Here is a 22,850-nt window from a genome sequence, read left to right on the forward strand (position 1 = left end):
ATAGCTATTAATATATTCCCCGGTATAGTCTTGTATATCAATGATAAATGATAAGATATAAAAACAAGAATAACATATATATTTTGAAAATGATTATGTCGATAAAAGATTATTTAAAAATTAGTTACATTTAAATAATTGGCTAGATAATATGATATAAAGCATGATTTTATGCTAAATTAATGAAATATTGCTAAATAGTACATTAATCAATAAATAAAATTTTTATATTTGTATAATACAATATATTTAACTATTATTGGATAATTTATAGAGGTAATCTTTATATATTATTAGATAGATGTATATTATATCATATTTTAAAGACGACTCTTTTACTAAAACACGATTACGGAGGAATAATTATGGCACTAAGACCAGGAAGATGTTACAGAGAAATAAACAAGCCTTCTTACACAAGAAAAGAATACGTAAGAGCTGTCCCACAACCAAGAGTAGTTCACTACGTTATGGGTAATACGGCTACAGAATTCCCAGTAGAATACCACTTAGTATCAAAAACTGACTGTCAGATTAGACACAACGCATTGGAATCAGCAAGGATTGCTGGTAACAAATTTATCCAAAGAGAATGCGGTAGATTAGGTTACAAATTCCATATTAGAGTTTACCCACACCAAATCTTAAGAGAAAATAAAATGGCTGCGGGAGCTGGTGCGGACAGGATTTCTGACGGTATGAGATTGTCATTTGGTAAAGCTACAGGTACAGCTGCAAGAGTTAGAAAAGGACAAGAAATCATTACCATTTCAACAACAGTTGAGAAAGCAAACATTGCAAAAGAAGCTTTAAGAAGATGTTCAATGAAAATGCCAACACCATGTAAAATTGAACTCAGAAAAGGTAGTGACTTAGTAAAAGATTAATTTTTTAAATAATCATTACTAAATTTACTTTTTTAATATTACTAATTACATTAATTAAAAACTGTTTTATTGAATATTTTTTATATTTATTGAAAATTTGTTATTTTATACTATTTATACTATTTATGCTACATTATTTTTAAATTTAAATAAAAGAATATTATTTTATATTGATTATTTTGAAAAAATCAAAAATGAATTAAATGATTTAATACAATATATTAATAATAAATGATATTTGTAAATGAGGTAGTGGAAATGGATAACAAGAGTTTAAATGTATATCGAGTTGACGATGGCATAATGGGTTGTAAACATATATTTTCAAAAATTGAAATAGATGGTTTTTCATTTTTAATGATAGAAGATGAAGAATCTTCAGAAGTTATATCTATTCAACCATTATTTAATCCACAAATTGAAAAACAAAATGAAATTTTAGAACATATCAAAAATAATTTAATTGAGCAAAATGAAATTTTAGACATTCAAAATGAAAATTTATCAAATATTACTTCATCACTTAGTATTAGTACTAATCAGTTACAAGAAATTAACAATAAATATCAACGTGATTAGTATAGAAGTAACGATAAAACAGACGATTCAAAATATGATATTTTTATATAAATAAACTTAATATCAATTAATAAAAATGATATAAATGATTAATTTAAAATTATAATATGCTATTATATAATTTATATTGGTTATTTATTTAATTATTATTCATTCATTGATAAAAACATTTTTAAACCGTCTTCAGAACCAAGTTCAATTTCGCTTGCTCTTTCCGGGTGAGGCATTAATAAAACACAGTTTCCAGCTTCGTTGCATACACCTGCGATGTTATCAATTGAACCGTTAGGGTTTGCTTCCTCTGTAACGTTTCCTTCAGCGTCACAGTATTTAAATACTATCATGTTCTTTTCGTACATTTCTTTGATAGTTTCTTCATCTGCGTAAAATTTACCTTCTGCGTGTGCTATAGGTATTTTTAAAACTTCTCCTTTTGCATATTGTTTTGTGAAAGGTGTTTCGTTGTTTTCTACTTTAATGTAAACCCATTTGCAAATGAAGTGAGCACAGTTATTATCTGTGAGAATTCCTTTTGAGAAGTTTGCTTCGAGTCCTATCTGTGCACCGTTACAGATACCTAAAACTGGCTTACCATCATCTACCATTTTCCTTAATGCTTCGATAATTGGGGTTTTACTTGAAACTGCACCTGCTCTCAAGTGGTCACCGTATGAAAAACCGCCTGGAATTACTGCTCCGCCAAAGTTATCTAAGTTTTGTTCGGTAAACCATACGTATTCAGGTTCTCCTTTTGCCAATTCTACCGCGTGGAATACATCGCCGTCGCAGTTTGTACCCAAAAATTTTGTGATTGCTACTTTCATTTTTACACCGTGATTAACCATATTTTAAGGTATATTATTTCGTTTGTTGATTTTCCTACTGATTATCATAAGATAAAAGATTAAAATCTTGAATTAGGAGTATATAACTGTATACTTATATAAAAATATATTTGTATAAAAATTTTTATAAATAAATATTTGTATAAATAAATATTTGTATAAATATTATTTTCAAAAGTTAATATTGTATTTTAAAAAATAGATTAATATAATTTGAATTAAAACGCCCCCGTCGGGATTCGAACCCGAGTCCATGGATCCGCAGTCCACGAGTCTATCCTAACTAGCCTACGAGGGCATAATCAATGTTTTACTTAATTAATTAAAATAATACATTCGTCAAATGACTTGCTAATATATTGCCTTGTAATCCATTTTATTTAAAGCTTTTTATAAAAAATAAATTATGAGAGAAATTTTATGTTAATTTAATTAAATTATTCTCTACATATTTTTACTAATTCTTCAACTAAGTCTCTTTGAATAGTTCCTTCGTTTCTATCGCCTTTGGTACAAGCTGCGCCCCTGACACCTACGATATCACAGTTAATCTGTTTTAACATTGGGATTTCTTCTTTTTTAATTGAGCCAGCCAATGCTACTTTTAAACCATATTTGTGTGATTCTTCTACGAATTCTTTTAACAAATCAATGCTTAAGTGGTCAAATAATGTTTTTCCATCTTTAACAGCAGTATCTAACATTGCAACGTCACAGCCTGAATCTCTTGCTACTTTTGGGATTACCAATGGGTCTACAGCGCCAATTCTGTACGCATCAGCATATCCTGCAGCCACAACGATTTTATCTTCACCGGCTGATTTAACAGCTTTTGAAACATTCTTCATAACTTCTACAGCTTCTTGGTATGACCTTGTACCCCACAAACCTACTTTTACATAGTCTGCACCACTTAAAGCAGCACCGTAAGCTGCTAAAGTAACTGTACCTGGCTTAAATGGTACGTCTCCAATTGCTGCACTAACTAATTTATCTTTAGGGGTTACTTCTCTTGTTTCTTTGATTACCCAAGGGAAATTTGCACCTAATGAACCTTCAGGTGGGTTTTTAACATCTATGATATCTGCCCCTCCTGCGTTAGCTTCTTTTGCTTCTTCAATATTTTTAGGACTTACGAGTATAATCACGATTTCACCATATTGTTAGTATGTTAGTATCTTGTTAATAGTTGTATTTTTATTACTTATTTATATACTTATATTATTTTACAGTATATTAGTTAGTAATATTTTTAATATTGTTAGTTTTAATATTGTTAGTTTTATAATATTTATGATTGGTATAATTTTAAATTTTAAAGTTTATAATTACTAAATTGTAGCTATTAGTTAAATTATTAAAGGATATTTTAAAATTGTTTTGCTGAATAGTATATTATATCATAGTTTTTAAACCTTACTATTTATAAATTATACTTTATTATTTTAATACTGCTCATTATTGTGCCTATAAAGTTATAGATTGCATTTTGGAATTTTAAAATATATTTTTTAAAATATTATTTTTAATTTAAAAGGGCTAATTAACTATAAATAGTTTAATGTAGATTATTATATAATTCTATCGAGTATAAAAAAGCCAGTTTTAAACCACAAATAGACTATAAAATATATTTAACGGTAAAAACATTGTATAACACGTTATAATAACCAATATTAACAAATATTAGTTATTATATATTTTAAAATATCGTTAATATAGTTAGGATTGGCAAAATTAAAAAAAACTGAAAATGGTAAGTTCAATAATTTAAAAAATCTGTTATATCATATACAATATATAATTAATCAAAAACTATTTAACAAATGAAAAAATAAACGATTATATGTGTATATTAAATAATCAGATTATAATTAAACTTTTTGATTACTAAATTATTACTCTTATCGCGAATATTATGATAAATAGCGCATATAATAAATTAATAAAGTAAAGTGGAATAAATTAACTGAAAATTAAAAATAAATTAAAGTAGATTAAAATAACTTATTAAAAATTTATTAAATTACCAATTATATACATTACTTGTTATATGGATTAATGGGTGTTACTATGGATGTTCCGATACTAATCGGTTATATGGCCTTATTATTTGTATTTGGGTCATTTTTAGCCAAAATAGCAAAAAAATTGGGAATCCCGGACATACCGGTACTTCTAACTTTCGGGCTTTTTGTAGGTCCATTTTTAGGGATTGTATCAACAATAGATGCTCAAACAATATTCTCATTTATTGGCTCTGCAGGTCTTATTGTATTACTACTAATGGGAGCTTTTGAAATGCGATGGATTGTACTAAAAAGAGTTTTAAGTACAGTTCTAAGGCTTGATACAGTTGGCTTAATCATTTATCTTGTTATATCAGGATTATTGTTTAACATAATATTTGGAATTCCAAATTTAAGCCCAGTGGGTTATTTATTTGGTGCTGTAACCAGTGCTACAGACCCGGCTACTTTGATTCCGATATTTGCAAATTCTGATATTGACCCAAACATTGCTGTTACGTTAGAAGCTGAAAGCGTATTTAACGACCCTTTAGGTATTGTTGCCACTTCATTAATCCTTACGAGTTTAGGATTTGTAAGTACTGCAAATCCGATAATTGAATTTTTTACTCTTGCTATAGGCGGTTTAGGGCTCGGGTACCTTGGCGGAAAGATTTACGAATATATAGTTAGAAATAGGAACTTTGGAGAGTATATATCACCATTAACTATGGGTATAGCATTTTTAATATGGTATGTAGGCGAAGAAGTAATACCAAGTTTGACAGGTTATGGATTTAGCGGATATATGGCTGTTGCCATCATGGGATTATACATTGGTAACGTAGTCACTAAAAACCCGGCAAAAACCGAGGAACTTGACAATTTGGCAGAATTTGGTAACCATTTATCTGTGTTTATTAGAGTTCTAATATTCGTATTTTTGGGTGCAAGTATAAGTCTTACGGTATTGAAAGAATATGCCTTAATAGGTTCAGTTTGTGCATTAGCTGCTTTATTCATTGCTAGACCTATCGGTGTTTTAATAAGTACAGCATACCCTAACGTAAATACCCTCAAAGAAAGGGTTTACTTTGCTTTAGAGGCTCCTCGTGGAGTAGTTCCTGCAGCAATGGGTGCTATGATATATTCAAACATTATGGCAAATCCTTCCATAATACCATCCACAATAACCGCGTACATGCCTGCAGAAGCAATTGCAGGGTCCATATTGGTTACTACTTTTGTAACAATATTCTTCAGCGTAATTATTGAAGGTTCTTGGGCTTACCGTCTTGCTAATAAGCTATTTAATGTATAATATATTGGTTAATATATTGGTTAAAAAATAATGAGTTATATTAAAAATAAAAACCGATAAATATAAAAAAATAGTATATAGATGAGATATGGGATTTATAAAATTTTAAGGCATTTTGTAAACTACTTAAAAATAAATTACTTAATAAAAATTATATATTTTATAATTAATTTTATAACCGATATAATATATATTAAAATCTTAAAAATAAGTTAAAATATATCATATTAAAATTACAATTAGTGTACTTAACATGGGCAATATCAAATTAGTAGGTGATTAAATGGAGGTAGAAAATTCTAATCTTAAATTGGGCAATAATAAGGGGGAAAAGGATTTTACTGAAAAAAACGAAAAATTTGAAAACACTTCATTAAGTGAATCTAACAGTATGAATGATTCAAAAAGAATTAAAAGTTTATCTTATGATATGGAAATAAATGAAATAGAAGAGTTGGAAAATTCAGGAATTGAGGCATGTGGCTCAAATTCAAATATTAAAGAATTACAAAAAATTGAAAATTCAGGCATTGGAAATATGGCAAGTGATAAAGAAGTAAATTCCGAGATGGATTTACGCCCAAAACAAGAATTCGGGATTAACAACATTTGCGTCGTTGGTCTTGGATATATAGGATTACCTACGGCTTCAATGTTAGCGAACTATAACTATAATGTTTTAGGTGTTGATATTGACCAAAACAAAGTTAATCAAATTAAAAACGGTAGCTTAAAAATTGAAGAACCTGGTCTAGCTACAATTGTGAAAGGAGCCATAAACTCTAAGAATTTAACAGTTAATACTCAACCAGCACCTGCAGACGTTTTTATAATCTGTGTGCCTACCCCTGCTCGTACAAATAGCGATGGTTCCAAAAGTTGCGATTTGAAGTACATAAATAGTGCTGTAGAGAATATCAGACCTTATGTAAAAGATGGTAACTTAGTTATTATTGAAAGTACCATTACGCCAGGAACTACTGAAAAAGTTTACAAAGAGCTTAGAAAATCAGTTAACGAAATCTACGTTGCTCATTGTCCGGAAAGAGTTATACCAGGTCGGATAATAAAAGAATTATCTGGTAACGATAGAATTATTGGCGGTATAAACCAAAAATCTGCGGAAATGGCTAAAAATATATATAAGTCATTTGTAGAAGGTAATATCTACACTACAAACTCGAAAACTGCGGAAATGGTAAAATTAATGGAAAACACGTATAGAGATATTAACATCGCTCTTGCCAACGAATTTTCGAAAATCTGTGACGAAATAGGCGTTAATGTTTGGGAAGCTATAGATATAGCAAATAAGCACCCTCGTGTTAATATTTTAAACCCAGGGCCTGGCGTAGGGGGTCACTGTATTAGTATTGACCCATGGTTTATCGTTGAAGTTTCAGATAATGCCAAATTTATCAAATCTGCTCGTGAATTAAACGATAATATGCCAAATTTCGTATTTAAAAAAGTTGAAGACGAATTAAGAGATTATAAAGAAGAATTTAAGTTATCCAAAAAAGACATGAAAATTTGTATATTTGGGGCTACATACAAAGGAAATGTTGAGGATACAAGAGAAAGTCCTTCTGAAAAGGTTGTTGATTTATTAACTGATGCAGGATACAAAGTAATGACATACGACCCGCACGCGGAATTATTTAAATACCCACTCTATGATTTAGAGACTTGTGTTTTAAATGCAGATTGCATATTGGTTTTAACTGACCATGATGTGTTTAAAGAAACTACTTCGGAAAAAATAGAATTTATCGAGTCAAAAATTAGAAATAAGCATATTATTGATACTAAAAATATACTAAATCAAGAATTATGGGAAAAATTTGGATTTAAATACAAATTATTAGGAAATGGTAGAATATATTAATTTATTTACTATTTTATTATTTTTATTCTTTATTTCATAGCTTATGTTATTTTATTTTATTTATTATTATTTTATTTCATATTATTTTATTAATCGGGTGATTATAGTATAATTCGTCAATTTGTTAAATAGATTAAGTCAAAATATTTTGTAAATTTTTTTTAAAATTGCGTTGAATTACGTCAAAATAATAATTTTTCTTAGATATTTGGTAAAATAATGTAAAATTTATGTAATCATTATATAATATTTGGGTAATTTTTAAATTAGTATATAAAATATAGCCTATTTTATCGAGATTTTTAATAAATATTATTTTTTCATTTTGTTTTAAGTGATATTGCAAATATATAAACATCGTCATTTATCGAAAACCTATACATTTACAATCGAAATATTTATATAGTATTTTTTAGGTATAAGTGTTATATGGAAAAAATAGCTGTGCATATTATGGGTGAAATAGTCTATTCCGACGATATCGGTAAAACTATGAAAAAATGGAGAGAAATGTTTGGCATTCCCCAGGTTGAGATTTCTCGAAACTTGGATGTCTCTCCATCAGTCATAAGTGATTACGAGGTCGGAAGAAGAAAAAACCCTGGAGTAAACATTGTTAAAAAATACGTAAACGCACTTATAGCACTTGACAAGGAAAAGGGTGGGCATACTATTAAAGCTCTTAAAAATGTCTTAAATCCAACTTCTATGAATGCGATACTTCAGTTAAAAGAGTATCAAAATCCAAAAACCGTTGGGAAGATGTTAGAAATCATAGGCGGCAAAATTATTTGCGGAGAGTCTGGTATTAGCCACCAAATATTTGGACATACAGTTATTGATAGTAAAAAGGCGATTTTAGAAATGAATGGTCAAGATTTCATCAATTTGTATGGTTGGACAAGTGAAAGGGCGTTGGTATTTACAGAAGTTTCTGCAGGTAGGAGTCCGATGGTTGCGATAAGAGTAAGCAACATCAAGCCAAGAGTTGTAATATTTAACGGAGTATCAAATCTTGACAGATTGGCCGTTAAACTAGCGGAGTTAGAGGGTATTACCCTTATAACAACGGAATTGAATACAAATGATTTACTTAAAAAATTGAAAGAAGCTTGTTAAGCTTTTTTTAATTATATAATTATTTATTGCTATTAAAATTATAATTATTTCTTGTTATAACGTTTATTTTGTTGAGAATACAGCAAAAATTATTTGATAATATCATATCAATATATTAACTAAATATATGAATTAACAGATTAACAGCTAAATAATCGATAAAATCGATAAATTAGTAAATATCATCAATTAAAATCTAAAAATACTATGATGGTGAGTAAATGAACGAAGTGGGTATCGTAGGATATGGAAGCCATATACCAAAATACAGAATACAAGTTGAAGAAATCGCTAAAGTTTGGGGAAAAGAAGCTAACGCTATTAAAAGAGGTTTAGTAGTAAATGAAAAGAGCGTTCCAGGACCAGACGAAGATACAGCTACAATATCAGTAGAAGCTGCAAGAAGAGCACTTGCTAGGGCAAATATTAACCCTGAAAAGATTGGAGCTATATACGTAGGTAGTGAAAGCCACCCTTACGCAGTTAAACCTACATCAGGTATTGTTGGAGAAGCTATATGTACTACACCAGATTACACAGCTGCAGACTTAGAATTTGCGTGTAAAGCAGGTACCGCAGGTATTCAGATGTGTATGGGTCTTGTAGGTAGTGGAATGATTGAATACGGTTTAGCCGTAGGTTCAGATACCGCGCAAGGTGCTCCAGGTGATGCTTTAGAGTATACAGCAGCAGCAGGTGGTGCAGCTTACATTATCGGTAACAAAAAAAGCGAAATTTTAGCAAAATTCAATGGTACATACTCTTTTACAACAGACACGCCAGACTTTTGGAGAAGAGAACATGAACACTACCCAAAACACGGCGGTAGATTTACAGGAGAACCAGCATACTTTAAGCACGTTTTAAACGCAGCTAAAGGAATGTTTGAAAAAATGGGTACAACACCAGCAGATTACGACTACTGTGTATTCCACCAACCAAACGGTAAATTCTACATTAACGCAGCTAAAAAATTAGGATTCAACCAGGAACAATGGAAATACGGTTTATTAACTCCATACTTAGGAAACACCTACTCAGGAGCTGTTCCTTTGGGATTATCAAATATTTTAGACCATGCAGAAGCAGGAGACAGGATTTTTGCGGTTTCATACGGTAGTGGTGCAGGTAGTGATGCTTTCGATATTACTGTTACAGACAACATTGCAGGCGCAGCTGAAAAGGCAGTTACAACAGAGACTTTATTGGCACACAAAAAGTACATCGACTATGCTGTGTACATGAAATACAGAGAAAAAATTAGAATGTAAGGATTTTAAGATTTAATCATTTATTTAATGATTAATCATTTATTTAAGTATTATTTAATGAATATTTTAAATTGCGGAATGATTGAATAAAATTTGGAAAAATTAATAAAATTGAATATATAATAAATTATAATAAATTAAAAAACCTACCTATTAGGTGAAAATAATGAAAGATATAGCGATTATAGGATATGGTCAAACTAAATTCGGTGAATTATGGGAAAGTTCATTTAGAGAATTACTCGTAGATTCAGGAGTAAAAGCAATTGAAAACGCAAAAGTAGATGGTGACGACATCGATGCAATGTACGTTGGTACAATGAGCGGTGGTTTATTCGTTGGACAGGAACACACAGCTTCATTAATTGCAGATTATGCAGGTTTAAATCCTATTCCATGTACTAGGGTAGAAGCAGCTTGTGCTTCGGGTAGCTTAGCATTAAGAAGTGCTTGTATGTCAATCGCAGCAGGTCAACACGATGTTGTACTTGTTGGCGGTGTAGAAAAGATGACTGATGTTGCAGACCCTACAGGAGCTATTGCAACAGCTTCAGACCAGGAATGGGAAGCATTCGTTGGTGCTACATTCCCTTCATTATACGCAATGATGGCTAAAAGGTACATGTATGAGTACGGCTTAACACTCGAACAATTATCTACATGGAGCTCAATTGCACACGAAAACGCAGTGAACAACAAATACGCACAATTTAGGTCAAAAGTTTCAGTTGAACAAGTTATGAGAGCTTCACCAGTTGCTGACCCATTAACACTCTTGCACTGTTCACCTGTTTCAGATGGTGCTGCTTCAATGATTGTATGTGACGCTGATAAAGCCACAGATTACGCAGATAAGGACGATATTATCTACATTAAAGCATTTACACAAGCTTCCGATACAATTGCTTTACACGACAGACCAAATATGACAACACTCGAGGCTGCAAAAGTAGCTTCAAACTACGCTTACAAAATGGCGGGCGTTGGAGCTGATAAAATCGATGTTGCAGAAGTTCACGACTGTTTCGCAATTAACGGTTTAGTTTTAACCGAGGATTTAGGATTCTGTAAAAAAGGTACAGCTGGAAAATTCATCGAAGAAGGAAACACAAGAATTGACAACGATAAGTTCGTTACAATCAACCCAAGTGGTGGTTTAAAAGCTGCTGGTCACGCTTTAGGTGCTACAGGTATTAGACAAGTTGGGGAACTTTACTGGCAACTTAAACAAGATAAAGAATGTAAAGACAGACAAAGTGCTATTAACAACGGATACGGTATTGCTGCTAACGTAGGAGGTACCGGCGGTACTGTTTGTACACACTTATTGTCAGTTGACAGATAAAATATATAATAGAAACGGAAAATAGAGCGGAAAATAGAATATTATTAAAAATTAATCATTAATTAATCATTAAATAAATATTGAAATGAATATTAAATTAAACAACGATATTATAAATAAAAATTTGGTGGAATAATGGTTGTTAGAACTTGGAGACATATGCAAGAACGATATAATTTAATCGGTAAAAAATGTACGACTTGCGGTAAAGTATACTTCCCATCAAGAAAAGTATGCCCAGAATGTAGAAGAAAAGGAGAAATGGAAGATATCCAACTCTCAGGTAAAGGTATTGTGTACACATACTCAATTGTAAGAGCACCACCTAAAGATTTCCAAAAAGAGTCACCGTACATCGTGGGAATCATTGCATTAGAAGAAGGAACAAAGATAACTGGTCAAATCGACTGTGACCTTGATAAAATTGAAATTGGAATGCCTGTTCAGACAGAATTCAGAAAAATCAAAGAAGATGGTAAATCAGGTGTAATCAGCTACGGTTACAAATTTGTACCTACAGTACACTAATATTATTTACCATAATATTTTAATATTTTAATATTTTAATATTTTTATTTTTTTATTTAGTTTTATTTTTCAATTATACGCATATGTGTTTTTTGTAGAACTGTTTATATTGGATGACATATTATTTAATAATATCCATAATGATTTAAGTTTAAATATTTAAATAATACCAAAGATATTATTAAATAGTAAATTATGGTAAATTGATAAAAATATTAAAATTTCATAAATAATAACTTAATTAAATATAAGGTGAAACCATGGCAGAAGAATGCAGTGGAAATTGCGACTCTTGCGGAGAAAGTTCCGCATGTTCTGACACCAAAAAGATGATGGAACAACAAAATAGAGTAATTAGAGAAAAAATGGATAAAATAAAACATAAAATAGCTATTGTAAGTGGTAAAGGTGGAGTTGGTAAATCAACAGTTACTGTAAACCTTGCAGCTACATTAAACCAAATGGGCTATTCTGTTGGTGTACTCGACGGAGATATTCACGGTCCAAACATTCCCCAAATGTTAGGAGTCCATGATGTACAACCTACAGGTGATGAAAACGGAATTATGCCAATCGTTACACAACAAGGCATAAAAACAATGTCAATTGGCTATTTCTTACCTGACCAAGATTCACCTATTATTTGGAGAGGTCCAAAAGCAAGCGGAGCTATCAAACAGTTTTTAAGCGACGTTTCATGGGGCGAACTTGATTTCTTATTAATCGATACACCGCCAGGGTCTGGAGATATACAATTAACCACATTGCAGTCAATACCTGACATCGATGGTATGGTTATTGTTACAACCCCTGAAGAAGTTTCAGTTATGGATGCTAGAAAATCCGTAGGAACTGCGAAAGTTCTCGAAATACCTATTATCGGATTAGTTGAAAATATGAGCGGTTTCGTATGTCCACACTGTGATGAAGTAGTAGACGTATTTGGAAAAGGTGGGGGAGAAAAAGCAGCAAAAGCTTTAAGCGTTAACTTCCTTGGCCCTATCCCATTAGATGTAAGAGCTAGAGAGGCTTCAGACAAAGGTATCCCAATGGTTACATTAGATTGTAAAGCTTCAGAAGAATTTAAAAAGATTGTTGACAAAATTGTTAAAATAGTTAAAAAACAATAAATTTCTTCCCATACTTTTTTTATTTTAGATATTTTATTTTTAGATTTATTTTTAGATTTATTTTTAGATTTATTTTTATACCGTTATGGCCATTATATATTATACTCAATTATGAAATTTTTATAATTTTTTATAAATTATTTGGTGTTATTATGTTACCCAACTCAAAAGCTACGGAAATAATTGATAAATATATAAGAAAATTCTTAGAAATGTTAAGGACTCAAGAAATAAAAGACATACATTCTAATGGACTTTTGGAACTTTCAAAGAATTTAATAGATGAATTAACTAGTAATGAAATAGATATGCTTGTTAAAACCGATGATGGAACGTATACTTTAAAATCAGAAGATACTGACGAATTAATGCACTCTAGAGTCGGAGCACTTACTGAAGGCATTGAAAAGTTTGCAATCCCTTCAATGGTAGAAATGAGGGATAGTTGCAATATACTTGACCTTTGTAGTGGTATGGGCTATAACGCAATGGCTTGCCTTTCTAAAAACAAAAATTGTAATATAGATATGGTTGAAATAAGTAAAGAAACTTTATTTCTTTCCCTATGTTTAGATATTCCATTAAAAGAGCATGAACTTATCAAAGAGGCATACTTTGAGTTTTTTAATAATTTTAACGATATTGATATTGATAAGGATATTGATAAGGATATTGATAAGGATATTGATAAGGATATGGTAAAAAAGGAAAGTAATTCCAAAAGAGAGTTTAATGGTAATATTCAAGTTTTTAATGACGATGCACGAGTTATATTACAAAAAATGCCCAATAATTACTACGATATAGTTTGTCATGATGCTTTTTCCCCAGCTCGTGACCCTGTGCTTTATACGGTTGAATTTTTAGATTTAATGTATAAAAAACTTAAAGACGGAGGCATGGTTATTTCCTACTCTTCTTCAATTCCATTTAGGAGTGCTTTGTTTGAAATAGGATATAACGTATATGAAGGTGTATCTGTGGGTCGTAAAAGGGGTATTACGATAGCTTTTAAAGGTAAACCTATTTATCATACTATTTGTAACAATGACAATGCCATTAATGAGAATAAGTTAGATAAAAACGAAAACGATAACCATAATACGAATAATAATTGCGAACTTCAAAGGATTTCGGAAGTTGATGAAAGACTTATTGCTCTATCACCTATTGGGATTCCATATCATGATGAAAAATTAGATAAAACTTCTGAAGAAATAATTTTCAATAGAGATATTATGCGAGATGAATTTAAAAATAATTTGTCAATAGAGGGTTATAATGAACATAATAGTTATATATATTCTACAAAACGTATAAAATCTGGTAAAATTGATGAAAAATTATTAAAAATACAAAAAAATTCTAAAAACTCTGTTGAATGTATTAACTTATTAAAAAAAGAATTATTTAAATAATTTAAATTATTATTTTATTACTATTTTATTATTTTATGGTACTATATTATCTAACATATTTTTCAGTTAATTTATCCATTTTATGTTTTTTAACAATTCTATTGGCTTCGTTGACCAATAATTGTGTAATATCTTCTTCGGAAACTTTTGAAAGACCTTCCCATGAAGGGCAAGCGTTAACTTCGATTACTTTTAAACCGGTTTCACTTTCTATTAAATCTACGCCCGCGTAGTATAAACCGAGTGCTTCTTTTGCAGCTAATGCCAATTTACTTATTTCTCGGGTTACTTCACATTGTTTGGGCGTACCATTTTGTTTAATATTCGTTATCCAATTGTCAGATTCTCTGTACATAGCTGAAACTACCCTATCACCTATTACAAAAGCCCTAATATCCCTATAGACGTTATTTGGATTATTTACGAATTTCTGCATATAAAAAGCAGGATTCGATTCTTTGAATGTATTTAAAGTATTTAGTTTTGTAACTGTAGACCTACCTTTTAAACGAACTAAACCTTGTCCTCCATTTCCAAAAAATGGTTTTAAAACACTATCATCAAATTTATCTGAATAAGCCAATATTTTATTAATATCTTCGGAGATTATGGTTTCTGCTTGAGGTATTTCATTTTTTGCCAATAAAAAAGATGTCCTGTACTTATTACCTGCGTCCTGTATTGACTGAGTTGGGTTTATAATAGGTATAAAATGGCTTAAATTTTCTATTATATCGAATCTGTGCATCATTTCATCGCCAAATCCAATATTTCTTACAAAGGCACATTCTAAATCGAATAAATTTCTACTGTTATGTTCAAATTTTATGCCTTTTTTTGATAGGGTGTTTACTATTTTGGATGGCTTTATAAGTATTGGGTCTATATCGTTTTGTTCCAGTTTATTTTTTAATTCATCGGTTATCCAGTCTCTTTCCTCAGAAATAATGCCCATTTTCATAAATATCACACATAATGTTAAAATCTTAAATTGTAGTCGTATACTAAATATAATAGTAAATAGAAACTCATTAGTATCAATAGTATATCTAAAACAAGTTATAAAAAGGTATTTAATCGTATTTTAAAATTAATAGTGGATAATTTCCATTTAATAATCTTAAAAATAATAAAAAAGAAATGAAAAAATTAAAAAGAAATTACAAAGAATAAAATTAATATTTTTAGAATATTACTAAAATATTAATTATATATCACTTAATCATCAGTTTCGAGTAATTTACCTGCGTTGTCACCAGGTTTTACGCTGTAAATTTCTACAAATTTAATAACGACTGCTCCTTTTGGTTTAATGTTTGGCATTTTTTCTGCCATCCATTTTTTTGTAATTTCAAAGTAATCTCCTTCTGTAACGTACTCAGCTTTTCCTTTGAATTGTAATGAGCAAGCTCTACAATCTGCAACATTTATTGCTACGAGTGGGTTTTCCTTAATATTTGCAATTGTTTTCTTCATGAAATTATCGGAGATAATCAAAGTTTCGTCATCTACGATTATATTTGCACCCATTGGTGCTACGTTAGGGATTCCTTCCTTTGAAGCAGTTGCTAAGAATAATAAACCACTTAAAGCTTTTTGCATTTCTTCGTTTAGTTTTACCATGTTTTCCCTCTCGATGTTTTTGATTAAAACTTTAAAATGTATGTATATTTTATATGTTATAGTTTACAACATTTAAATAAGTTTAATATTGGATTTTGACATTTACCACATTTGTGTTAAATATAAATTGTATATATTGTATAATAATATAAAAAATAAATGATTTAATTTTAATTTTTTTACTTTATATGTAATTTTAATGTCTAATTTTTATTTTTAAGTTGTATTTTTAAGTTGTATTTTTTAGTTTTTAAGTTTTGAAAATACTATTTCAAGTATTTTTTCGGCAGAATTTCCACATCCGAATGGATTATCCCATTTTTTTGCACTGCAAGGCGTACATCTATCGGTATCCTTCTCTAAATCCAAACCCAATATTTTATTTAGACCATTTACCCAGTTATCATAATCATAACCAACTATTATGTTACTACCAACGTCCACGGTTTCGGGTCTTTCGGTATTTTGACGTATTGTAAGGCAAGGTACGCCCAAAATACATGCTTCCTCCTGCACCCCTCCGCTGTCAGTGAGTATTAATTTAGAGTTATTTTCCAACAACAAAAAGTCCAAATAACCTACAGGTTCTATTAATTGAATGTTTGGGTTATTCTCTAACTTTGAAAGTAAATCATATTCTTTTAATTTCTTGAAAGTTCTAGGATGAATCGGGAATACTATTTTTGAATAATTATCTGCTATATTAACAATATTTTCAATTATATTTGATAGCCTATCGAAATAATCGGTATTTTCTGCCCTATGTAATGTCAACAAGAAATAATCCGCGTTTTTTTCACTTGCTAGGTTTGATAACATATTTTCGGAGCTTTCCAAATTTTCAATTTTCTTCTTGGCTATTTTTAAATTTTGCAATGTAGCATCAACTATAGTATTACCTACAACAAAAATTTTATTTTCATCGATACCTTCATTTAACAGGTTTTGCTTTGCCAAATTTGTAGGTGCAAGTAAAAAGTCGGAAATATGGTCTGCCATTATCCTATTTAATTCTTCAGGCATGGTCCTATCAAAACTTCTTAATCCTGCCTCAACATGAGCTACATTTATACCCATTTTTGATGCAGTGATTGCACCAGCTAACACGGTGTTTGTGTCCCCTTGTACGAATAAAACGTCAGGTTCTTCCTCAACTAGTACTTTTTCAAGTGCTATCATCATATTTCCTGTTTGCTCACCGTGTCTTCCCGAGCCAATTTTTAAATTATATTTGCATTTTGGTAAATTTAATTCATCAAAAAATATTTTATCCATATTTTGAGAATAATGTTGATTTGTATGGATAATTATATACTCTACCCGTGTATTATCGATATCTAAAATATCCAAGGTATTTTTAGACAAAACGTTATCCTTTTTTTCATTATTTTCATTATTTTCATTATTTTCATTAGCATTTGATTTCGAACTATCGGAGGATAAATCATAACCTGCCATTTTACTTAATTTTTTTATCCTTTGAAGTTCGTTAACATTCTCTAAATATCGTATTATGGGTGACATTTTGATAATTTCGGGTCTCGTACCCAATAAAACTGCAATTTTTAACTTATTCATTTTCTTTCCCGCTTTTTTAATTTTTAATTATTAAAATTTAAGCTTTTATACTATTTATTAGTTATTAAATGGATTTTAAAAACTCAAAATGAAAAAAATATACAAAAATATACAAAAATAGAGCAAAATGACAATGAAAAAATACTAAAAAATTGAAATAAATATTAAAATATAATATATAATATGTAAATAATATGTAAAAATATAAAATAAAAGTTAATTATTTTGATTAGTTTAATTATTTTAATTATATATAATATGGAAAGTCCGTAGTATCACTTTCCATATTAGTGCTAATCGAGTATCCATCTTCTGTTTTTGATATTATGACTTCAAAAGGTTTAGATGATGTAGTATCGATAATATTTGTTCTTTTGTTAGACTTAGGGGCAGGTGTTATTGAATGATATTTGCCATTTTTATCGTCTATATCTGCAGTTATTGAGCCACTGTTTAATTTTAAAGTTAAAGAGTCGCCAATCGGTAATTTTTTTACAAATGAATCCCCATTTTTAATACATAATTCATTTGTAGCGGGATTAATCCTATAGTCCCATTTATTTGAACTACCGTTTCTTAATCTAAATAAGTAGTTACCGTTACTTTTTTTAGTAAGGGGGCATTCTTTAAACGATAAATTCCTACCGAATGCTGGAGGATATTTTGAACGGTCGTGAGCATATTGACCTCTTCCAGTATCATTAGTTACAGTAAGTATAGGACTTGAAGATTCAGTACCTTCATTATTTTTTAAATTAGAAAGAGGGTCATTGAAGCATTTGCTAGCCTCACCTATCGAATTTCCCGTATCTTTTACAAAAGATAGCGACGAATACCCAACCACAGCACCGACAACAATTGCTGCACATATTACTATGGCTAACTCCATTGACAGTTGTCCTTTTTTGGTTTTTAACATATATAAATCCCTCATCATATGCCTATTTAATAGCCTAATAATTATTAAATATATTTATTGCCCATTATATTATATAAAACCTTAATAACCAATCTTACCTAAAAATATACTTAAAATTTTAAAATAGATGAAAAAATAATAAAAAAATAATAAAATATAGTAAAAAATAAATTAAAAAAGGGTAAAATGATTAAAGATACTAAAAATATTAAAGATAATAAATATAATAAAAATATTTTTATTTATTTTTTATTAGATTTTAAAATTTTAGAACCTCTCATTAAAGCCGTTAAACCAGTTCTTGCAACTTCTTTAATACCTAGGGGTCTTACTAAGTCTAAAAATGCGTTTATTTTGGATTCGTCGCCCGTAATTTCTACAGTTATAGTCTCAGCACTTAAATCAACGATACTACCTCTAAAAATATTTGCATATTGCGTAATTTGAGATTTACCACTTTCAGTAGGTGCGTGAATTTTTACGATGCACAACTCTCTTTCCACGTAATTATTGTGTTTCAAATCTTTTACTTTAACAACTTCAACCAACTTGTTTAATTGCTTTAAAACTTGCTCTAAATGAGTATCGTCGCCTTTAACAACAATTGTCATCCTTGCAATATCTGGATTTTCCGTTGTGCCAACAGTTATGCTGGAAATATTAAACCATCTTCTTGCAAAAAGTCCAGAAATCCTTTGTAGGACACTAGGTTTATGGAGCACCAAAACCGTAATAATATGCCTTTTATCCATGATTACCACCGTAAACTAAAATTTAAAATTAATTATGTGTTAATAACAATTAATTTTACTTTTATCCTAATTTAATCTTATTCTAATTCTAATATATAGTCCTTAATTCCTATTTTTCAATTCTTTTATAATTTTGAAACCATATCTTTGAATAATATTTTTTCTGAGCAAGGTTCTTTATTTTCTGGCTCAATCATTTTCGTCAAGTTAGCTCCTGGTGCTACAACCTTTACAGCATGTCCTGAATCTATCATAACTTCTATAACATATGGTTTATTCATCAATATTGCTTTTTTAAGTGTTTCCTTTAAATCCTTAGAATTTGAAACTCTTTCTGCCATGACTCCGTAACTGTGAGCTAATTGGATAAAGTCCGGTGTTTCACCTAAATCTATTTGTGACTGCCTGTTATTAAGTACGGATTGTAATTGGTGAACCATTCCCAAAGCTCTATTATTAAATATCACTGCTACTACGGGTATATTATAATGTGCCATTGTAGCTAATTCTTGTGAGTTCATTAAGAATCCACCATCGCCACTTATGGATATAACGTTTGCATTAGGCTTTGCAAACTTAACTCCTAAAGCTGCAGGGAATCCAAAACCCATTGTCCCGAGACCGCCAGAAGTTATTAAAGCATCTTTCTTAAATTTGAAATATCTTGCTGTCCACATTTGATTTTGACCAACGTCTGTTGTAACATATGTATTTTCAAGTTCTGGGTCTATATCATATATTGTTTCCATTAAATCATATATTGCAACTTTCGGGTGTATTTTTTCTATTTTTTCTATTTTTTCTTTGTCTGTTTTTTCTAAATTCTGTTGTTCTTCAACAGTTACACTTAATTCTTTTTCAGATTCTTCCTTTAATTTCTTAACTTCAACTGACCATTCTGATATATCCAAAAATTTAGAATTTAGATTTGGATTTGAATTAAAATTATTTAAATTTGAATTTTCAGGAGTATTTTCAGATTTTAATAATTCTTCGTGTTTCCTTTTCTGTTTTTTCAATTGTTTTATTAAATCTTGTAATATTCTCTTAGCATCCCCTACGATTGGGATATCAACAGAAATATTCTTACCTATTTCTGCAGGGTCTATGTCCATATGTATAACCTTAGCATTTGGTGCAAACTCTGAAACTTTTCCGGTTACCCTGTCTGAAAACCTGCAACCTACTGCAATTAGTAAATCACACTTATCTATGAGGTTATTTGAAGCCTGAGTACCGTGCATACCGGTTAATCCGGTTGAAAGCTCGTGTTTTTCAGATATACAGCCTTTACCCATCAATGTGGTGCATACAGGTATATTTAACAATTCTGCAAACTCCAATAGCTCCTCACTTGCGTGAGCTATTGAAACTCCACCGCCTGCTAATATAAGGGGCTTTTTGGAATTCATTATTGCTTCTATCGTCTTTTTTATTTGCAAGGGGTGCCCTACGGTTGTAGGCTTATAACTTGAGATATTTATATCCGCAGGTATTTTAACGGCCTTGCTAAGCTCTCCTGTTAATATATCAGATGGCATATCCACGTGTACTGGCCCAGGCCTACCTGTTGTAGCGATTTCGTGTGCTTTTCTCATTATGTCAACTAAATCGTCAGCCTGACGTATTTGGAAATTATGCTTTGTTATAGGCATAAATATGCCGAAAGAGTCTATCTCTTGGAAAGCGTCGTCACCTATTATATTAGAGCTAACCTGCCCTGTTAAAGCTATTACCGGTGATGAGTCCATGTGTGCGGTTGCTACACCAGTTACCAGGTTGGTTGCACCAGGACCTGATGTGCCTATGCAAACGCCGGCTTTTCCACTAACCCTAGCGTAGCCATCTGCCATGTGTGCCGCGGCTTGCTCGTGTCTTGTGAGTATATGTATCATATTACTATCGCATAAGGATTCGTAGAAAGATACTAAAACGCCCCCAGGATATCCAAATATTACCTTAGTTCCTTCGGCTTCCAATGCTTTTATTAAAGCCTCTGCTCCATTTACATTATTGACTTTAGTCACAAAAATCACCGTTATAGTATAATTATTATAATTTTCGTAATTTCGTAATTTCGTAATTACTTTTTTGTATAGTTTAATACCATTTATAGATTTGAATAAATATATAATTTGATAACAATATTTGTTTCAAGAGGTATATTATCTTAATGATTGTTATTAAAATGGCATATTAGTAAATGTATTAATAAAATTGATGATTCGCTTATTTAAAAATACTTAAATAAAATATTATAAATAATTATTGATAAAAATAGATGTATAAAACTATTAAGAGATATAATAAGCCAAAAATATAGTTTAAATTTTGTTAAAATAACATGTTATAAAAAAGCGTTATAGATAATAAATAACCTAGTTAAATAATCTATAAAATAATCTTCTAATCTATTTTAAAAAAAGAATTGATTAGGAATAATGAATACATAATTAATTTTAATTAATTTACTAATTTAATTAATTATTATTCAATTATTTTAATCTTTCTCCGTTGAATTTTTTCCATTGCCATGCAAATCTTTTTAATTTTGCGCTTCTACCGAATCCGCATGCTGCACATACTTTTTTCCTAACGTGGTATGATCTTTTTCCACATCTTCTGCAGATAATGTGGTTTGAACCTTTGTTGTGTTTACCTTGTGATGGGGTACCTTTGGACATTTTTTTCACCGTGTTTGCTTATAATAAATTATAAAAATAAACTCAAAACTAAAAGCTCAATCTATTGATTTTTAACTTTAAAGCTTTGTTTATTTAGATTATTACGTTTATTACGTTTATATTGTTACGTATAGTACTTTAACATAATATATACTTATAGTATAAATATATTATTGTATAATTCTCGATAGCATGATGATACCATAAATACCAATTACAGCACTTTTTGTGATGACTCGATAAATATGATAATAATACAATTGAAAATATAAAACATAATTATTATTAAACTATTATTAAATTATTCACGATTAGAAATTTAAATATAACTTTAAATTATAAACTTTAAATTATAATTTTAAACAAATATGAATATAAAAAGTGAATATCTATTGTTAGTAGTTAAAATTATACTAACAACATATATTCTTTTTTAATCGCTAAGTTTTAGACTATAACTTACTATAACTTATAATGAAACGTATAAAACGTTGTCTCCTCTAACAACTAACATAGGGTACTCTTTTTCTCCTAATTTAGCGTTTTCTAAAGCAACATTCATGTGTAAGTCGTATGCTTTTAATCTTCCTTTGATTTCTTTACCGTCTTTTAAAAATACGGTGATATTTGTGTTGATTGATTTTCCTAATGCGTCTAATGGTCTTTGTGTATCCATCATATTAACACCTCGCAAATAAAAAATTAACTGCTTAAATTTTGTAAAGAATAGATATAATTTTCTAATATATAATACTTTGCACTTAATAAATAATTCAGAGTACTTTATTCTAAATTAGATAATTTTATACGGACTTTATAAGTATTTTATTTATTATGATAAGATATTTAATTAAATAAAAGATATATAATAGACTTTGTTAATCAATTATAAAAACTTTGATATTAAATTATATATATTAAGGTATTGTATATGTAATTTGTATTAAAACTTTA

At 29.8% G+C, this 22,850-nt stretch carries 20 protein-coding genes and 1 tRNA gene; 10 read left to right on the forward strand and 11 right to left on the reverse strand.

Annotated features, from left to right (window positions below; all coding sequences use genetic code 11):
- Positions 1-365: 365 nt before the first annotated feature.
- Together rplJ and M2325_RS04225 are read left to right on the forward strand one after the other, a co-directional pair.
- Entirely contained in the window at positions 366-887 is a 522-nt protein-coding gene (rplJ, locus tag M2325_RS04220; protein ID WP_209590870.1) for a 50S ribosomal protein L16, read from the forward strand.
- 258 nt (positions 888-1,145) lie between these two features.
- Positions 1,146-1,466 carry a hypothetical protein gene (locus M2325_RS04225; protein WP_259051468.1) on the forward strand — a complete coding sequence of 107 codons (321 nt, stop codon included), beginning with the start codon at positions 1,146-1,148 and terminating at the stop codon, positions 1,464-1,466.
- Between the two features lie 146 nt (positions 1,467-1,612).
- Here the strand turns inward: M2325_RS04225 and purQ are convergent, their stop codons facing one another.
- From purQ to M2325_RS04240, 3 genes are all read right to left on the reverse strand, one after another.
- Complete coding sequence (purQ, locus tag M2325_RS04230; protein ID WP_259051470.1) at positions 1,613-2,290, reverse strand: phosphoribosylformylglycinamidine synthase I; 678 nt, start codon at positions 2,288-2,290, stop codon at positions 1,613-1,615.
- A gap of 245 nt (positions 2,291-2,535) precedes the next feature.
- Positions 2,536-2,609: transfer RNA gene (locus M2325_RS04235), tRNA-Arg, on the reverse strand.
- Positions 2,610-2,748: 139 nt separating this feature from the next.
- Complete coding sequence (locus M2325_RS04240) at positions 2,749-3,459, reverse strand: (5-formylfuran-3-yl)methyl phosphate synthase (RefSeq protein WP_209590872.1); 711 nt, start codon at positions 3,457-3,459, stop codon at positions 2,749-2,751.
- Positions 3,460-4,384: 925 nt separating this feature from the next.
- Between M2325_RS04240 and M2325_RS04245 the strand changes: the two genes are divergently transcribed.
- The 8 genes from M2325_RS04245 (at position 4,385) to M2325_RS04280 (ending at position 14,340) form a co-directional block, all read left to right on the forward strand.
- A complete protein-coding gene (locus M2325_RS04245; protein ID WP_209631788.1) occupies positions 4,385-5,641 on the forward strand; it encodes a cation:proton antiporter in 1,257 nt (418 codons plus the stop codon).
- A 568-nt stretch (positions 5,642-6,209) separates the two neighbouring features.
- Entirely contained in the window at positions 6,210-7,529 is a 1,320-nt protein-coding gene (locus M2325_RS04250) for a nucleotide sugar dehydrogenase (protein WP_259051906.1), read from the forward strand.
- 429 nt (positions 7,530-7,958) lie between these two features.
- On the forward strand, positions 7,959-8,648 hold the full coding sequence (locus M2325_RS04255) for a helix-turn-helix domain-containing protein (protein WP_209590874.1): 690 nt from the start codon (positions 7,959-7,961) through the stop codon (positions 8,646-8,648).
- Positions 8,649-8,869: 221 nt separating this feature from the next.
- Positions 8,870-9,919, forward strand: coding sequence for a hydroxymethylglutaryl-CoA synthase (locus M2325_RS04260; RefSeq protein WP_209590875.1), 1,050 nt, complete (start codon positions 8,870-8,872; stop codon positions 9,917-9,919).
- Between the two features lie 166 nt (positions 9,920-10,085).
- Positions 10,086-11,264: an acetyl-CoA acetyltransferase gene (locus tag M2325_RS04265; RefSeq protein ID WP_209590876.1), complete on the forward strand. Its 1,179-nt coding sequence runs from the start codon at positions 10,086-10,088 to the stop codon at positions 11,262-11,264.
- Positions 11,265-11,399: 135 nt separating this feature from the next.
- The gene (locus M2325_RS04270) at positions 11,400-11,792 is read left to right on the forward strand and encodes a Zn-ribbon domain-containing OB-fold protein (protein WP_209590877.1); all 393 of its coding nucleotides are present in this window, start codon (positions 11,400-11,402) and stop codon (positions 11,790-11,792) included.
- A 260-nt stretch (positions 11,793-12,052) separates the two neighbouring features.
- On the forward strand, positions 12,053-12,922 hold the full coding sequence (locus M2325_RS04275; protein WP_259051473.1) for an Mrp/NBP35 family ATP-binding protein: 870 nt from the start codon (positions 12,053-12,055) through the stop codon (positions 12,920-12,922).
- Positions 12,923-13,074: 152 nt separating this feature from the next.
- Entirely contained in the window at positions 13,075-14,340 is a 1,266-nt protein-coding gene (locus M2325_RS04280) for an MnmC family methyltransferase (RefSeq protein WP_259051490.1), read from the forward strand.
- Positions 14,341-14,386: 46 nt separating this feature from the next.
- On the opposite strand, the gene mptN is transcribed toward M2325_RS04280, so the two are convergent.
- The 8 genes from mptN to M2325_RS04325 form a co-directional block, all read right to left on the reverse strand.
- Positions 14,387-15,301 (reverse strand): tetrahydromethanopterin:alpha-L-glutamate ligase, encoded by a 915-nt coding sequence (gene mptN / locus M2325_RS04285; RefSeq protein ID WP_209590880.1) that lies wholly within the window; start codon positions 15,299-15,301, stop codon positions 14,387-14,389.
- Positions 15,302-15,558: 257 nt separating this feature from the next.
- Positions 15,559-15,963 (reverse strand): pyridoxamine 5'-phosphate oxidase family protein, encoded by a 405-nt coding sequence (locus tag M2325_RS04290; RefSeq protein WP_209631786.1) that lies wholly within the window; start codon positions 15,961-15,963, stop codon positions 15,559-15,561.
- A 243-nt stretch (positions 15,964-16,206) separates the two neighbouring features.
- Positions 16,207-17,541, reverse strand: a complete 1,335-nt coding sequence (wecB, locus tag M2325_RS04295) for a non-hydrolyzing UDP-N-acetylglucosamine 2-epimerase (protein ID WP_259051492.1) — start codon at positions 17,539-17,541, stop codon at positions 16,207-16,209.
- A 247-nt stretch (positions 17,542-17,788) separates the two neighbouring features.
- Positions 17,789-18,460 carry a class III signal peptide-containing protein gene (locus M2325_RS04300; RefSeq protein WP_209631784.1) on the reverse strand — a complete coding sequence of 224 codons (672 nt, stop codon included), beginning with the start codon at positions 18,458-18,460 and terminating at the stop codon, positions 17,789-17,791.
- Between the two features lie 242 nt (positions 18,461-18,702).
- On the reverse strand, positions 18,703-19,212 hold the full coding sequence (gene ilvN / locus M2325_RS04305) for an acetolactate synthase small subunit (RefSeq protein ID WP_209590884.1): 510 nt from the start codon (positions 19,210-19,212) through the stop codon (positions 18,703-18,705).
- Positions 19,213-19,337: 125 nt separating this feature from the next.
- Positions 19,338-21,239 (reverse strand): thiamine pyrophosphate-dependent enzyme, encoded by a 1,902-nt coding sequence (locus M2325_RS08270; RefSeq protein ID WP_374759671.1) that lies wholly within the window; start codon positions 21,237-21,239, stop codon positions 19,338-19,340.
- Between the two features lie 468 nt (positions 21,240-21,707).
- Positions 21,708-21,896 (reverse strand): 50S ribosomal protein L37e, encoded by a 189-nt coding sequence (locus tag M2325_RS04320; RefSeq protein WP_013179660.1) that lies wholly within the window; start codon positions 21,894-21,896, stop codon positions 21,708-21,710.
- 469 nt (positions 21,897-22,365) lie between these two features.
- Positions 22,366-22,575, reverse strand: coding sequence for an LSm family protein (locus M2325_RS04325; protein WP_209590886.1), 210 nt, complete (start codon positions 22,573-22,575; stop codon positions 22,366-22,368).
- Between the last annotated feature and the right edge of the window lie 275 nt (positions 22,576-22,850).

It is taken from the genome of Methanococcus voltae PS (genome assembly GCF_024807035.1).
In the GTDB taxonomy this organism is placed as follows: domain Archaea; phylum AGJL01; class Methanococci; order Methanococcales; family Methanococcaceae; genus Methanococcus; species Methanococcus voltae.